15 protein-coding genes are annotated in these 14,668 nt (G+C 43.5%); 7 read left to right on the top strand and 8 right to left on the bottom strand.

The genetic code is table 11. The annotated features are described in order from the left end of the window. Positions 1-15 precede the first annotated feature (15 nt). From MHN00_RS13265 to MHN00_RS13250, 4 genes are all read left to right on the top strand, one after another. The gene (locus tag MHN00_RS13265) at positions 16-1,197 is read left to right on the top strand and encodes an acetyl-CoA C-acyltransferase (RefSeq protein WP_014949231.1); all 1,182 of its coding nucleotides are present in this window, start codon (positions 16-18) and stop codon (positions 1,195-1,197) included. A 9-nt stretch (positions 1,198-1,206) separates the two neighbouring features. Further along, positions 1,207-3,006, top strand: a complete 1,800-nt coding sequence (locus MHN00_RS13260) for an acyl-CoA dehydrogenase C-terminal domain-containing protein (protein WP_014949232.1) — start codon at positions 1,207-1,209, stop codon at positions 3,004-3,006. A 155-nt stretch (positions 3,007-3,161) separates the two neighbouring features. Next, positions 3,162-3,485 (top strand): alpha/beta fold hydrolase, encoded by a 324-nt coding sequence (locus tag MHN00_RS20560; RefSeq protein ID WP_239301413.1) that lies wholly within the window; start codon positions 3,162-3,164, stop codon positions 3,483-3,485. Next, the gene (locus tag MHN00_RS13250) at positions 3,470-4,045 is read left to right on the top strand and encodes an alpha/beta hydrolase (protein ID WP_239301412.1); all 576 of its coding nucleotides are present in this window, start codon (positions 3,470-3,472) and stop codon (positions 4,043-4,045) included. The genes MHN00_RS20560 and MHN00_RS13250 overlap by 16 nt, the downstream gene beginning before the upstream one ends. A gap of 94 nt (positions 4,046-4,139) precedes the next feature. On the opposite strand, the gene MHN00_RS13245 is transcribed toward MHN00_RS13250, so the two are convergent. From MHN00_RS13245 to MHN00_RS13230, 4 genes are all read right to left on the bottom strand, one after another. Next, positions 4,140-4,538 carry a DUF3718 domain-containing protein gene (locus tag MHN00_RS13245; protein WP_014949234.1) on the bottom strand — a complete coding sequence of 133 codons (399 nt, stop codon included), beginning with the start codon at positions 4,536-4,538 and terminating at the stop codon, positions 4,140-4,142. A gap of 298 nt (positions 4,539-4,836) precedes the next feature. Further along, complete coding sequence (locus MHN00_RS13240) at positions 4,837-5,235, bottom strand: DUF3718 domain-containing protein (protein WP_014949235.1); 399 nt, start codon at positions 5,233-5,235, stop codon at positions 4,837-4,839. Positions 5,236-5,567: 332 nt separating this feature from the next. After that, the gene (locus MHN00_RS13235; protein ID WP_014949236.1) at positions 5,568-6,524 is read right to left on the bottom strand and encodes a sugar-binding transcriptional regulator; all 957 of its coding nucleotides are present in this window, start codon (positions 6,522-6,524) and stop codon (positions 5,568-5,570) included. Beyond that, a complete protein-coding gene (locus tag MHN00_RS13230) occupies positions 6,521-7,201 on the bottom strand; it encodes an HAD family hydrolase (RefSeq protein ID WP_239301411.1) in 681 nt (226 codons plus the stop codon). The genes MHN00_RS13235 and MHN00_RS13230 overlap by 4 nt, the downstream gene beginning before the upstream one ends. 440 nt (positions 7,202-7,641) lie before the next feature. On the opposite strand from MHN00_RS13230, the gene MHN00_RS13225 reads away from it, so the two are divergent. Next, on the top strand, positions 7,642-9,357 hold the full coding sequence (locus MHN00_RS13225) for a membrane protein (RefSeq protein WP_014976338.1): 1,716 nt from the start codon (positions 7,642-7,644) through the stop codon (positions 9,355-9,357). A 10-nt stretch (positions 9,358-9,367) separates the two neighbouring features. After that, complete coding sequence (locus tag MHN00_RS13220; protein ID WP_239301409.1) at positions 9,368-10,885, top strand: mannitol dehydrogenase family protein; 1,518 nt, start codon at positions 9,368-9,370, stop codon at positions 10,883-10,885. 170 nt (positions 10,886-11,055) lie between these two features. On the opposite strand, the gene MHN00_RS13215 is transcribed toward MHN00_RS13220, so the two are convergent. Both MHN00_RS13215 and MHN00_RS13210 read right to left on the bottom strand, forming a co-directional pair. Further along, entirely contained in the window at positions 11,056-11,448 is a 393-nt protein-coding gene (locus MHN00_RS13215; RefSeq protein ID WP_014949240.1) for a DUF3718 domain-containing protein, read from the bottom strand. A gap of 163 nt (positions 11,449-11,611) precedes the next feature. Then, the gene (locus tag MHN00_RS13210; RefSeq protein ID WP_239301407.1) at positions 11,612-12,514 is read right to left on the bottom strand and encodes a LysR family transcriptional regulator; all 903 of its coding nucleotides are present in this window, start codon (positions 12,512-12,514) and stop codon (positions 11,612-11,614) included. 231 nt (positions 12,515-12,745) lie between these two features. On the opposite strand from MHN00_RS13210, the gene MHN00_RS13205 reads away from it, so the two are divergent. Next, positions 12,746-13,195, top strand: coding sequence for a MaoC family dehydratase (locus tag MHN00_RS13205; RefSeq protein WP_239301405.1), 450 nt, complete (start codon positions 12,746-12,748; stop codon positions 13,193-13,195). A 274-nt stretch (positions 13,196-13,469) separates the two neighbouring features. Here the strand turns inward: MHN00_RS13205 and MHN00_RS13200 are convergent, their stop codons facing one another. Next, on the bottom strand, positions 13,470-13,634 hold the full coding sequence (locus MHN00_RS13200) for an entericidin A/B family lipoprotein (protein ID WP_014949248.1): 165 nt from the start codon (positions 13,632-13,634) through the stop codon (positions 13,470-13,472). A gap of 17 nt (positions 13,635-13,651) precedes the next feature. Beyond that, on the bottom strand, positions 13,652-14,638 hold the full coding sequence (locus MHN00_RS13195) for a mechanosensitive ion channel family protein (RefSeq protein WP_239301403.1): 987 nt from the start codon (positions 14,636-14,638) through the stop codon (positions 13,652-13,654). Positions 14,639-14,668 lie beyond the last annotated feature (30 nt).

Genomic DNA, 14,668 nt, shown 5'->3' with positions numbered 1-14,668 from the left:
GAAAGGAATATGAAAATGCGCGATGCAGTTATCGTAAGTACAGCACGTACGCCAATCGGGCGCGCTTATAAAGGTGCACTGAACAATTTACCAGCCCCTTCATTAGGTGGCCATGCTATTCAAAACGCAGTAGCACGCGCAGGGATCGACCCTGCCAGTGTCGACGACGTGGTAATGGGCGCAGCGTTAACCCAAGGCAGTGGCGGCATGAATATTGGCCGCTTGGCTGGTTTAGCGGGTGGTTTACCGGTCACCGTAGCGGGCATGACACTCGACCGCCAATGCAGTTCTGGCATGTATGCCATTGCTACCGCAGCGAATTCAATTCGTACAGGCGATACCAACATTATGGTTGCGGGTGGCTTAGATTCTATCTCTTTAGTGCAAAACAAAAATATGAATATGTTTCGTGCAGTAGACCCTGCACTGGTTGCTAAGCACAAAGATATTTATATGCCAATGCTTCAAACTGCGGAAGTGGTGGGTAAGCGCTACAACATTAGCCGTGACGTACAAGACGAATACGGTTACCAAAGCCAAATGCGCACAGCAGCGGCTCAAGAAGCGGGCAAGTTTGATGATGAGATTGTACCTATCACAGCAACGCAAGCCTTATTTAATAAAGAAACAGGTGAAACCTCTGAGCGTGAAGTGACCTTGTCGAAAGACGAAGGAAATCGCCCAGAAACAACGCTAGAGGGGCTTAAAGCGCTTAACCCAGTGATAGAAGGTGGTTGTATTACCGCAGGTAATGCAAGCCAGCTTTCTGATGGTGCCAGCGCGACAGTGATTATGGATGAGCACTCAGCGGCAAAAGGCAATGCTCAACCTCTTGGTATTTATCGCGGTATTGCAGTGGCAGGCTGTGAGCCAGATGAAATGGGAATTGGCCCAGTGTTCGCCATTCCTAAGCTATTAAAGCAGCATGGATTGACCATGGACGATATCGGTCTATGGGAGCTTAATGAAGCGTTTGCGGTACAGGTACTTTATTGCCGCGATAAGTTAGGCATTCCAGACGAATTATTAAACGTAAACGGTGGTGCCATTTCTATTGGTCACCCATACGGCATGAGCGGTGCTCGCATGGTGGGTCATGCACTCATCGAAGGTAAACGACGCGGTGCGAAATATGTTGTTTGCACCATGTGTATCGGTGGCGGCATGGGCGCTGCTGGTCTATTTGAAGTAATATAGGTATTGGGTATGGAAGGTTATAAAGCTCCACAACGTGACGCCATGTTTGTAACACATGAGCTACTAAATTATCAAAATCACTATCAAAAGCTAGGTTTCGACGAAGCATCAGAAGATCTGGTGTCGGCGATTTTCGCTGAAGCTGCAAAGTTTTCAGAGAACGTACTGGCGCCCATCAATGCATCAGGTGATGAAGAAGGGTGTAAGTGGGTTGATGGTGAAGTAACAACGCCTAAAGGTTTTAAAGAAGCTTATCAAACGTATGTTGAGGGCGGATGGCCAGGAATGTCTCACCCTGAGGAGTTTGGCGGTCAGGCACTACCATATTCATTGTCATCTATCATTGCTGAGTGGTTCTCAGGCGCAAACCATTCTTGGGCGATGTACCCAGGTCTAAGCCAGGGTTGTATGGCAACAATAAAAGCCCATGGCTCTGAATTGCTACAAAAAATGTTCCTTGAAAAACTGGTTAGCGGTGAGTGGACAGGTACTATGTGTTTGACCGAGGCACACTGCGGTTCAGACCTTGGCATGTTGAAATGTCGCGCGGAACCTCAAGAAGATGGTACCTACAGCTTAACAGGAACGAAGATTTTTATTTCGGCAGGTGAACACGACTTGTCTGAAAATATCGTACACATTGTGTTAGCTCGATTGCCAGATGCGCCAGAGGGTACCAAAGGTATTTCACTATTTGTTGTGCCTAAGTTTAACGTGTCTGAAGATGGCGAAAAGCAAGATAGAAACGCAGTAGGATGCGGAAGCATTGAACATAAAATGGGGATCAAAGCCAGCGCAACCTGCGTGATCAACTTCGATGGTGCAAAAGGTTATTTGATTGGGCCACCAAACCGCGGCCTAAATTGCATGTTTACGTTCATGAATACCGCACGTATTGGCACTGGTCTAGAAGGCTTGGCATCATCTGAAGCAGCATTCCAAGGTGCGCTTCGCTACGCAAAAGACCGCATTCAGTTCCGTTCATTAACAGGGCGTAAAAATCCTGATGGCCCAGCTGATCCTATTATAGTGCACCCTGATGTACGTCGTATGCTGTTAACGCAGAAAGCGTTCGCGGAAGGCAACCGAGCGCTTGCCGCTTACTGTATGCAGTTAGTTGACGTTACTTTGTATGGTAGCGACGAGGCTGAGAAGCAACTTGCGGATGCAAAACTTGCATTCTTAACGCCTATCGTAAAAGCCTTTTTAACTGAAACCGCGCAAGAAGCCACGAGTTACGGTATGCAGGTTTATGGCGGCCACGGCTTTATCAAAGAATGGGGTATGGAGCAGCTAGCTCGCGATACCCGTATCTGCACCATGTATGAAGGTACTACAGGTATTCAAGCCGTTGACCTATTAGGTCGTAAAGTAATGGGCTCTAATGGCGAATTGCTTAATGTGTTTGTTCAAGAAGTGCGCGACTACTGTAATTCATTGCGTGACAACGCTCAGTTTAGTGCTTGGACTAACGCGCTAAACTCTCATCTTGACGAGTGGCAGCAGATCACTATGGATATCGGTAAGGCAGCAGCATCGAACCCAGATGAAATTGGTGCAGCGTCTGTCGATTACTTAATGTATTCAGGTTATGTCACCGTTGCTTACTTCTGGCTAAAAATGGCAGTGAAAGCACAAGAACAGCTTGATGCAGGTAGCACCGAAACCGAGTTTTATAAGAGTAAAATCTTAACAACGGGCTTCTACTTTGACCGTTTGTTAACCCGTACTCGCTCACTGGTTTCGGCAATGCAATCAGGCGCAGACAACTTGATGTCTATGCCAGAGAGTATGTTCGCTATCGAGTAACGACATAAAAGCAATGCACGTGCGTAATTAAAAGACGTACGAAAGGCCGAGAAAATAATGTAGCCGAGAAAATGATTTAACCAAATAATCATTTGGATACGTTATTTTGCTCGGCCTTTTTGTTTCTTAAAAACAACATAGAGGAAGTGAGCACAGTGGTTGTGTCAAAGTACGTGAATGTTGAGGGAGCCAGCCTTCATTATTTATCCCGAGAAGAAGAGAGCGCAGAGAACCCTCTGCTTATCATGTTTCATGGCTTCCCAGAAAATGCGCACACATGGGAAGCGTTAATGGCGATACTCCCCACATCACTTGACATCATTGCCCCAGATTTGCCCGGTTATCATTTATCGAGTCCACTACCTAATGAAACGGACTACCAAGTTCCATCATTGATAAGTCGAATGGCCGCCTTCATCGAGAAAGTTCAAAAAGGCCGAAAAGTTATTTTGTTGGGACACGATTGGGGGGGGCAATAGCGTGGCCCCTAGCAGCCTTTCACCAAACATTAATTAGCAAACTTATTATTGTTAATGCTGCTCATCCTTCTTGTTTTACACGGGCAATAAAGACCTCTTCTACGCAAAGAGCAAAAAGCCAGTATATCTCTGCGCTTATTGATAAGGGGGCAGAGCGGACCCTTACAAATACAAGCTTTACGTTATTGAAAAATATGTTAGGCAACGGCTTTTTTGAGAAAGAAACCAGCTATTCAAGGACTCTACTTAACGACTGGGGTAAACCTGAAACCCTCAGTGCGATGCTCAATTACTATCGGCAAATGCCTCAACAAGTGCCACAAAAGAATGTATCTGAGAAAGTGTTGGATGATATTCGTGTACCCGAAATATTCATTCACTGCCCAACTCTATTATTGTGGGGTGAGCAGGATGATGCGTTTGATCTAAGTGTACTAGATAAAATCGAACACTATGTTCCATTGATAATTAAGCGGTTTAATCCGCACGCGTCGCACTGGTTACACAGGGAAAAGCCTGAATGGGTACAAAAAGAAGTGATAAATTTTATAGGGCTCTAGAAAGGGGTGAGGCCCCTAAAAGGGGCCTCCAGTGCGGCGTCCTGCCGCTACCATGTTGAATCGTTACATCACATGGTGTGATTAATTAGTTATATTAGATTCTGCCGTTAAGCTCTGTTGAAATAGGAGAGCTTTGAAGACCTTGTTCAGCAATCCACGCTTGAAGTGTCTTACCGTCTGACTCAGGCTCTGCTAAGTCTTTGCTTGGCATTTTCTTAACCAGTAGAGTACCTACTTCAACCGCATTGCTAGTAAGAGCAGTGCGAATTAGGCTTTGGCCGTTACAAGAAATGCCAGAGTAGTAATCGCGAAGCTTAAGTTTGTAGTCTGACTGAACGCTACGCATTTTCTTACGTAGTTCGCCCTTGTCATCTGCTTGAACAATTGTGCAAATGTTTGCAAGTGCTTCGTTGATGTCATTAGCCTGAGCTGCGTTAGAAAAAGCTAAAGTTGATGCTGCAATTACTAGAGAAGTTTTAACGATTTTCAACATGGTTAAATTCCTTCGGTTGTTGTTATTAAGATTGTGTTCGTTCGTTGAGATGCATTAAACCCGAATCTAACTATTTGAAAAACATGTTGTAAAATAACATGGTATGTCAATCCATACCTAAAGTGTGAGCTTGCGTTACGAGCTCACGCATACCGTAGCTTGATTACCTAAGTCACTGGGTTGAAGAACGTGAAAATTTAAAGAGACAGAAAGTAAAAAGGCCCCGTAGCGGGGCCTTTCATTGCAGCTGACGCTGCAACCATGTTGAATCGACTCACATGGCTATGTGAATTAGTGCTTAGATTCTATCGTTAAGCTCAGCAGAAATTGGCGAGCTCTGTAAGCCTTGCTCTGCTATCCACGCTTGAAGTGTTTTGCCGTCTGATTCGGGCTCAGAAAGGTCTTTGCTTGGCATTTTCTTAACAAGCAGTGTACCTACCTCAACTGCGTTGTTCGTTAAAGCCGTGCGGATAAGGCTTTGACCACCGCATGAAACACCTGAGTAATAATCGCGTAACTTTAATTTGAAGTCTGACTGTACGCGACGCATCTTCTTACGCAATTCGCCTTTGTCGTCAGCCTGAACAATAGTACAGATGTTTGCTAGTGCCTCGTTTACGTCATTTGCTTGTGCTGCGTTTGAAAAAGCTAATGTTGATGCTGCGATGACTAGAGAAGTTTTAACGATTTTCAACATGGTTAAATTTCCTTCGTTATATTTGTTTAATTAATCGGTTTGTCTGTTCGGGATTAATTAAAAAACAATCAGGTCGAATGAAAAACATTCATTCAAATAACAAGGTATATCGAATAATACGTTAGACTAAAGATGTAAGAGGTATGAAATGCGCTGTAGCCTTTAGTATTAAAGGGCGCAGGCAAACTAAGTTGAATTGCAATCGAAGATCAATAAATAGCCAAATAAAGTGTAAAAAAACAACGTTAATGCTGTTTTTTTGCTTTTTGTTGAAGTTAATGCGTATTAAAAATGTACGCAATAGGCATTGTATTAATAAGAAAAGAACGAAATTAAGAAGTGAGCAGTGCTGAGGCAGTACGTTCTGTCGTGATGAGCCCATTGAGCAATTTCGATCGCAGAGCGCCTCTTATAGCGTGCAGTTTGTTGTCGCCCGCTGCAACACCTACTACAGGCTTTTCTGGCGTTGCTTTCAACTTAAAGCTCGTTACTCTCTCGTTAATATCGCAACTAATCAACGCACCTTCTTCATTAAAGATCCAGCTTATGATTTCGCCACTTGCACCAGATTCAGCGAGGGTTGCTAATTGATCATCGTCGATAAATCCGTCTTTATACAATGGAGACACACTGCCTAAGTTACCAATGCCTACGAAGCTAATATCCGCTTGTTCGGCAAGCGTGTGAATTCTAGATATGTGTTGTTGCTGTTGCCAAATTTCCCGTTCTAGTTTACTAGATGCTATTACAGGGATAGGCATAGGATAATGCTGTGCTTTAACTCTGTCGGCTACGTGAACAGCAACGTCATAACGCGTCGCCTCTCCGTTATCAGCAATATTACCAACAAGGGAAACAATTTTATGCTGAGGGCAGTGAAGTATTGACAATTCATCAGCACAGGCACGCAGTACACGGCCAGTGCCAAACGCGATGGTTTGTGGAGCGTCGAATTTTAAAGCTCTTTCTATTGCTGCTGCACCCGCTTGACCAAGGCCAAGCGTTGAATTGGGATCGTCATCAACACTGGGCACGACTTCACAGAAAGTTAATCCGAATTTTTTCTTTATGCCTTGCGCTAATTCCATACATCTAGCAATCGGGTGTTCTAAGCGCACTTTCACAAGACCTTCCGACATGGATAACGCCACTAAGCGTTGTGCGCTTTGGCGTGATGTTTTGAGCGTTTTAGCTATCTCATCTTGTGTCTTACCACCAACATAGTACATCCATCCTGCTCTGGCGGCCTCGTCGAGTTTATTGAGTTCGTTTTGTGCTTTCTTACTCATTTAATTTTTCTCATGTCAAAAATGTCAGGGATTCGAGAGTAAAACTCGTCCCATGAATTAATGGTGTTGTCCGATGTCACAATACAATTCTGTAGATGTGCGCCACCTGTATAGTGGAAGTAGCGCATGTCTGCGGCTTTAGCGGCAGCGATCCCCGGCTGAGAGTCTTCAATAACTAGGCAGTTTTTAGGGGCAATGTTGAGAGCATTTGCCGCATATAAAAATAAATCTGGTGCTGGCTTGCCTTTATTTACGAGTGCTCGCGTGAAAATGCGGCCTTCAAAATAGTAAAGAAGCCCTGTACTGGTTAACGCCTTTGTTGTTCTTTCAGGTGAACTGCTTGTGGCGACACAAAATGGAATACCTAGTGAGTTAAGTGCAGAAAGTACAGAGGTGATACCGGTAGTCTTTTGTAAATGGCACTCGAAGCTGTCGAACAGTAATCCATGGAATTTGTTTTTCATGGACGTGGAAAGTGTGAGCGCAAAGTCATCTTTTAACTTACCCTGAACGTGCTCCATGCTCTTGCCAAGAAAATGCTCTATAAAATATTGTTTCGATAATGCAATATCGAAACTAGACAGAAGTGCTTGCCACGCCTGCATCGACAGCACTTCACTGTCAATCAGTACGCCATCACAATCAAAAATCACCAGTTCCACGTTGTGTGCCTGCAAGAGTCACCTTCCTTTAAGTATTAACATTTAACCAACGTCCCCTTGCCAATTCCGTATTCGTACACCAAAGGTCAACAGGCCCTAATTATATGAACATTTGCCTAAGTGTAAGGTAATTGATGGCGTTTGTTCTACCTTAACAAGCAGTTCTTGAGTCATACGACTACATACGCGGTTTTCGGCCTCAAATTTCGTCTCTAAAATTTCTTCATAGTATCAATTGGATAGATTATATCGCGTTTATTTTGATTGGTTAATTGTGCATTTTTATTGTGTTAATTAAATAAACAAGCCTCCATTTATTTTGTTAATGGCTGTTTACAAAGTAGTGGGTATATGCAAATATTTACAAAAATTGAGATATATCCCAATGCATGGGCAAATGCTCTTGAGGTATTTTGAAACCAGTGGGAAATACACCTACAACACGAGATTTGAAGATGAAGTCGACGTCTAGTGATATTGATATTTCACAAGTTAGTGACGAGCAACTCCCCGTCGCTAAACATAAACTGAAAGGCTGGAAGCATTTCATGGGCTTGTACGCCGGTGAACATGTTGCAGCCACTGAATTCGTATTTGGTGCAACCTTTGTTGCGCTAGGCGCCACCATGACCGATATTCTATTGGGTTTATTAATTGGTAATCTACTTGCTGTCCTAAGCTGGACACTTATCACTACGCCTATCGCTGTAGATACCCGTTTGAGCTTGTACTCGTATCTTCAGAAAATAGCTGGCGACTCTATGACCAAGCTCTATAACTGGGCGAATGTCATCATATTTACAGTGATATCGGCCGCTATGATTACGGTGTCGGCAACCGCCGTGCGTTTTGCATTGAACATTCCGGCGCAGTTAAATTGGTATCCGACTAATTTAGCTTTTGTTGCCGTCGTGCTTGCAGTCGGTGTGATAGTTGTCTTTGTCGCTATGTATGGCTTTAACGCCGTTTCCAATTTTTCTCGTATTTGTGCGCCTTGGTTGTTCACCATGTTCATTTGCGGTCCACTTATTCTAATGCCTGCACTCGCTGAATCTGTAATTGGGCAAACGTTTCTTACATCGTGGAATGACTTTATTCATATCGGTAGTACATCGGTGTGGACGGGCTTCACCCAAAGTGGTGAGCCTGGTATTGGTTTATTAGAAGTGATTGGCTTTTCGTGGGCAGCGAACACGATAACGCATTTCGGCCTTATTGATATGGCATTACTGCGTTTTGCCAAGCGTAAACGTTACGGTTTATGTACGTCGGCGGGTATGTTATTTGGTCATTATATAGCATGGATTTCAGCCGGTATTATGGGCGCAGGAACAGCGGTTATTGTTCAAAAGTCCATTGGTGAATTAGACCCGGGCGATGTGGCTTTCCATGCATTAGGTCTTTCTGGACTCGTTATTGTTATCGTTGCAGGTTGGACTACAGCAAACGCGAATCTCTATCGCGCTGGACTTGCCGCGCAAGCCATTTTTAAAGATAAATCACGTACCACAACGACCGCGGTCGTCGGTATGGTCACCGTTGCAATTGCGTGTTTCCCGTTCGTGTTTACTAAATTACTGCCACTGTTAACGTATGCTGGATTACTTGTTGTTCCTGTAGGAGCAATTGTGTTCGCAGAGCACATGATTTTTCCGCGTATTGGATTCACACGTTATTGGGCACATTATCAAAGCCTTACTCACAGCACACCAGCGGTAGCGAGTTGGGGTTTGGGGCTTGTGTTTGGCTTTGGTTTAAATGTATTAGACGTCATGTCTTTTTACTATCTATTCATACCCACGTGGTTCTTCACTATAGCTGTCTATACAGCACTGGCCGCCAAGTATGGCGCAAAACAAGCTTATCCTGAGCAAGAAGCACAAGTAGATGCTTTCAATGCACGTGTTGAAGCTCATCAGCAGCAAGAAGCGGCGTTAGAAAACGAACACGTTGAAGACGTTACTGCCGTATCTAAATTACTGCGTCTTACTTCGCTAGCGAGTTTGTTGGTGTCCATAGCATTGGCAATCAAAACTTTTTCTCTTAGTGACACGGTTGCCGCTTACGAATTGAACCGAGACTTATTCTTTAATGTTGGGTTCGCGTGCACCGTTATCTATTTCGTTACTGCGTATTGGGCGATGCGTCGCCACAAAGCGTTACAAAGCTAATAAGGTTCTTATGCAATCTCAAACGTCTATTTTATTGAACAGAGCGAACTTATCGTCGTTGCCAAATGACATAAGGCGTCCAGCTTATGATGTGGAGAACGTTCAAACGGGTATTGTTCACATTGGTGTGGGTGGTTTTCATCGGGCACATGAAGCCATGTATGTAGACAGATTAATGGCAAAAACCGGCGATCTATCGTGGGGCATTTGTGGTGTGGGTCTTCGCGAGAACGACCGTGCGATGAAAAAAGTGTTCGACGAACAAGATAACTTATATACCTTGGTTGAAAAGCACAATGACGGTTCCCGCAGTGCATCAGTTATCGGTGCAATGACGGGGTTTTTGATGGCGCCGGACGATCCTCAAGCAGTCATTGATAAAATGGCTGAGCCCGAAGTACGCATCGTATCGTTAACCATTACCGAAGGTGGCTATAATTTTGATGCTTCCTCAGGGGAATTTATTACCACTAACCCTGATGTCATTCACGATATCGAAAACCCCAAAACGCCTAAACTGGTTTTCGGCTATTTAGTTGCAGCGCTTAAAAAACGCAAAGAAAACAACGTTAGGCCTTTTACCGTTATGTCATGTGACAATATTCAGCACAATGGCCATGTGTTAAAGAAAATGCTGCTTGCGTATATTGAACTGTTTGACCAAGCGTTTGCTACTTGGGTTAACGAAAACGTGAGTTTCCCTAATTCAATGGTAGACAGAATAACGCCTGCAACCACAAATGAAGATATCGAAACGTTAAGGGCTCAGGGCGTAGAAGATGCTTGGCCTGTAGTGTGTGAGCCTTTTGACCAGTGGGTTATTGAAGATGACTTTTGCAATACCAAGCCGTGTTTAGATTTAGTAGGCGCGCAGTTTGTAAGCGATGTGGCACCGTACGAAAAGCTTAAGCTTCGTATGCTCAATGCGGGCCATTCAGTACTTGGCTTGGTTGGTTCTGTAGCAGGGCTTGAAACTATCCATGAAAGTGTTGAAGCGAAACAGTTAAAGCGTCTTCTATCAATCTTTATGGAACAAGAGGTTATGCCAACACTCGACCCAGTAGAGGGGATTGACGTGTATGAATACAGAGATACGCTGCTATCTCGTTTCTCCAACCCTTTCATTAAAGATACGCTAGCGCGAATTTGCCTTGAAAGTTCGGCTAAGCTTCCGGTGTTTTTATTTCCCACCGTACGAGATAATTTGGCGGCCAACAGAGACACCGATATAAGTGCTTTAGTTGTTGCTTGCTGGGCCTTCTATTCAGACAGGCATGCCTCTCAAGACGGGAAGTCACTTGAAATCAACGATGTGTTAGCTGATAAGTTACACAACGCGGCTAGTAATAACCAAATAGACAGCCTTAGTTTTTTAATGCTAGAAGAAGTATTTGGTAAGCTGGTTGATGAAGCGCGTTTTACCGCTAGTTTCCAGGGCTTTGTAGAGCGCTTGTATCAACAAGAGCCGGTGTTGCTGATTAGCGAAAAGGTAGCAAACAATAAACTCGAGCTTGCCAGAGCTTGTTAGATTGTATGGGTAATCTGTATTAGTACGAAGGAGAGTAGGGAATACTCTCCTTTTTTATGCATTGAATTTTATCAACTGATACAAAAGAAAAAAGCGACCCGAAGGTCGCTTTCTAAAGTGCAGATTTCTCTGCAACCATGTTGAACTGGTTCACATGGTGTGAAACTGTTTTATAGGCGGTCGTTGATAACCGCAGCAATTGGGTTATCTTGCAGACCGTTTTCCGCAACCCAAGCTTGAAGTGTTTTTCCATCAGCTTCAGGTGCTTCTAAATCACTTTTTGGCATTTTCTTAACAAGTAACTCGCCAGCTTCTAAAGCATTGTTTAGCAGTGCTGTACGAATTAGGCTGTTACCGCCACAGCTAATTGCTGAGTAGTAGTCTTTAAGCTTCATGCGGTAGTCTGATTCGACTGAACGCATTTTCTTACGTAGTTCGCCTTTATCGTCCGCTTGAACGATAGTACAAATATTCGCTAGTGCTTCGTTAACATCAGCCTGTGCTACGCCCGACACACCTAATGTCGCTGCGATAACAAGAGAAGTTTTAACAATTTTCAACATGGTTAATTCCTCAAGTACTTCTATAGATTGTTTGTTTGTTCGAGAGGATTAAACGACAAAAATGAAATCTTGAAAACGTTCTAAGCGATACTTAGGTATGTGGTTTCATAAGTATGTGGAGGCAAAAAAGCGCCCATAACGAGCGCTGTTTGGAGAAGTGGCGTTAGTGAGGTTTATAGTTGCTCGCTACTTCCATTATTTGTTCACGCATCCACATATGAGCGTGATCATGGTCGGCGCTTACATGCCAATAAAGGAAATACTCTACAGGCGGTAAATCAAAAGGAACCTCGTACAACGCAAGATCGTAATGTTTAGCAAGGTGATACGGCAGGCACGCGATTAGGTCTGTCTTTACTATCGTACTTGGTACGGTTAAAAAATGTTGACCTCGCATAACTTCCTTGCGTTTTTTGCCCATTTTATCTAACGCAATATCTATTGGACCCACACCAGATTTACGCTGTGACACATTAATATGACCTAATCGTAGAAAGGTATCTAAGTTAAGCCCGTTTTTGAGCGCTGGGTGATTTTTACGTGCTAACACAACAAGTCTGTCTTGGGCGATTTTTTCTTTACACAAATGAGGGTCTGTAAATGTCGATGCATCTGAGTAAAAGTCCAACGTGCCCGATGCCATCGCCGAAACAACTTGGCTTCTAGGAATCTCGTAATTGGTCAACCCAATATTTGGCGCCAAATTCTGCAAACGTGAAATGAGTCGAGGCATAATGCTTACTTCAAGCAAATCACGGCTGGCAAAGTTAAAGGACTTCTCGGCTGTGAGAGGGTCGAATGTATGACTTTCTTGCACGCTTCTGCGTAGTAAGGCTAAAGCTTGTCGAGCTGGAACAATAATATTTTGCGCTACGGGGGTAGGCGTCATACTGTGGCCAGTACGAACGAACAGCGGGTCGTTAAGCATTTCCCTTAGTCTCGCTAAAGAGTTACTTACCGCTGGTTGAGTAATGCATAAGACATCTGCTGCCTTGGTTAAGCTTCCTGCCGTGTAAATGGCGTCGAATACTGCAAAAAGGTTCAAATCGATTCTATTGAGATTCATAACTAATCCTTTAAGAGCGAGTGCCCTGAAAAAAGCCAATAGATGAAGAGGCGCTAGTTTGTATCACGGTGCGTTTAATAGAAAACTGTGATCCAATGCTACATAGCATCTACGAATAATTTACGTTAGTGTAACAAGAATATTTATAAATACCTATTATTAAAAGTTAATTGAAACATTCAAGGTAATAATAGTAGTTTTATCGTCAATAAATGGAGATTGGACTGAAAAATGAAAACACTTTTAGACTTAGCAGTGGGAGATACCCTTGAACAACCTGAATGGCTGACGGTTACGCAGGACATGATCAATCAGTTTGCAGACGCCACGGGCGATCACCAGTGGATACATTTAGATGTTGCGCGCTGTGAAAAAGAAAGTCCCTTTAAAACAACAATTGCTCACGGCTTCTTGACTGCCAGTCTCATGCCTAAAGCATTTGCTGAAGTGATTGCGCCAGACGAACGTATCGCGTCTATGATTAATTATGGCATTGATAAGTTACGTTTTCTTGAACCAGTAAAAAGTAATGACGCCGTTAAATACCAATTCAAACTTGTCGAAATTACTGAGAAGGCACAAGGGAAGCTTTATAAAGTAGAGGCAAGTTGCCTGCTTAAATCGAATGGGAACCCTGCGCTAATAGGTGGCTTTCTCATGCTCGCGGTGCTTAAGCCTTGATAGATTGTTGTTGTACGCGGTAAAAGTGGCTGTACAGACTAGTATGGCATATTGCCAAATGCGTATTACGATGCGTGTACTACGTCGTTGTCTAGTTGATATGTCGCACCGTGTATTGCAGAATCATAATGCCACAAAATAAAAAAGCCTGAGATGCTGGCGTTTGTTGACCTTTGATATATAGCAAAGGTCAACAGGGCCTAGTTTAGCAATCGTCAGGCTTTTACCTACACAGTCGTACTTTATCGGCAAGACCGATGTTGACAGAAACGAGTTAGTTAGACGCTTCCTCGGCACCTTCTTCAATGGCTTCTCCAGCACTTTGAATATCTTTACCGGCCCCTTCAACTGTTGCACAACCGCCTAAACTCCCAAAACTGGCTGCGAGTATAAGTACTAAAAAAGCGTGTTTAAGTGTTTTTGAATTCAACATTTCCATTTGCATCTCCGTTAGTTTCATTTTTCTGCGGGTTGCTCAGGGTTATCACCCGCTTTCACATCAGACTGCTCAGTTGATGAATTTGTATTACCTTTACTTGAACTTCTCTCATCCTGCTTTTTAAGCATGCTATTAAGCTTATCTCCCCCTTTAGCATTGAAATCCAATGTTCTGATAGGGAAAGGAATAAGAATATCGTTTTCTTCTAATACCGTTTTTACTGTACTGATCGCGTCGTGGCGTACGACCATAAATCCAGGCTCTCCTGGATATCGAATCCAAAACCACAGTAATAGGTTGATACTTGAATCGCCAAAAGACTCTGCGTAAACCGCGGTCTCTTCTTTTTTGATGACATAATCTTTTTCATTCATAGCATCCGTAATAACTTTAGCGGCTTCTTCTATATCATCAGCATAAGAAATGCCGACAGGGATCTCTATTCTTCGATAACCAAGATATGAATAATTGGTCAATATATTTCGGAAAAGAATCTTGTTGGGTATAACTTCAAGTTGACCATAAAAGGTTTCAACTAAGGTGTTTCTAAGGTTTATTTCCTTTACGTTACCAAATACACCTTCTGCCTCAATGACGTCACCGATTTCAAAGGGTTTTCGAATTCCCATGGCCACACCGGCAATGAAGTTTTCCGTCATGTCCTGAAACGCAAAACCAATGGCCAACCCGACAATACCTGCGCCTGCAAGTAAAGAGGTAACGGTACCTTTGAGGCCAACAAAGTCTAGCGCAATGAAAATTCCCGCTATTAAAACGATAGATTTGATTATGGAGGTGAGGAGGCTTGCAATTTGTCGAGACTCAAACGTTCTGCGCATAATCTTGCCAGCAACGTTGCCGATCACCTTGGCGATAATGCCAAAGGCTATCGCAATAAAAAATGCGACAACAATGTTAGGAAGAAGCGTAATGCCGCCCTCTACCCAAGACTCTAGCTTTTCGCTGAGTAATTTATAAACCTCATCTATTTTTGGAAACTCCATAGACCTCGCGCACCTTCATATAAAGTGCTC

It is taken from the genome of Alteromonas sp. Cnat2-8 (assembly GCF_022348355.1).
Lineage (GTDB): Bacteria > Pseudomonadota > Gammaproteobacteria > Enterobacterales > Alteromonadaceae > Alteromonas > Alteromonas macleodii.
The sequence above is the reverse complement of the archived record's forward strand: the minus strand, read 5'-3'. Positions and strand labels throughout refer to the sequence as shown.

Coding starts and splice junctions, on each gene's coding strand:
- MHN00_RS13265 (WP_014949231.1), top strand. CDS start 16: ATGCGCGATGCAGTTATCGTAAGTACAGCACGTACGCCAATCGGGCGC.
- MHN00_RS13260 (WP_014949232.1), top strand. CDS start 1,207: ATGGAAGGTTATAAAGCTCCACAACGTGACGCCATGTTTGTAACACAT.
- MHN00_RS13245 (WP_014949234.1), bottom strand. CDS start 4,538: ATGTTGAAAATCGTTAAAACTTCTCTAGTAATTGCAGCATCAACTTTA.
- MHN00_RS13240 (WP_014949235.1), bottom strand. CDS start 5,235: ATGTTGAAAATCGTTAAAACTTCTCTAGTCATCGCAGCATCAACATTA.
- MHN00_RS13235 (WP_014949236.1), bottom strand. CDS start 6,524: ATGAGTAAGAAAGCACAAAACGAACTCAATAAACTCGACGAGGCCGCC.
- MHN00_RS13225 (WP_014976338.1), top strand. CDS start 7,642: ATGAAGTCGACGTCTAGTGATATTGATATTTCACAAGTTAGTGACGAG.
- MHN00_RS13220 (WP_239301409.1), top strand. CDS start 9,368: ATGCAATCTCAAACGTCTATTTTATTGAACAGAGCGAACTTATCGTCG.
- MHN00_RS13215 (WP_014949240.1), bottom strand. CDS start 11,448: ATGTTGAAAATTGTTAAAACTTCTCTTGTTATCGCAGCGACATTAGGT.
- MHN00_RS13210 (WP_239301407.1), bottom strand. CDS start 12,514: ATGAATCTCAATAGAATCGATTTGAACCTTTTTGCAGTATTCGACGCC.
- MHN00_RS13205 (WP_239301405.1), top strand. CDS start 12,746: ATGAAAACACTTTTAGACTTAGCAGTGGGAGATACCCTTGAACAACCT.
- MHN00_RS13200 (WP_014949248.1), bottom strand. CDS start 13,634: ATGGAAATGTTGAATTCAAAAACACTTAAACACGCTTTTTTAGTACTT.
- MHN00_RS13195 (WP_239301403.1), bottom strand. CDS start 14,638: ATGGAGTTTCCAAAAATAGATGAGGTTTATAAATTACTCAGCGAAAAG.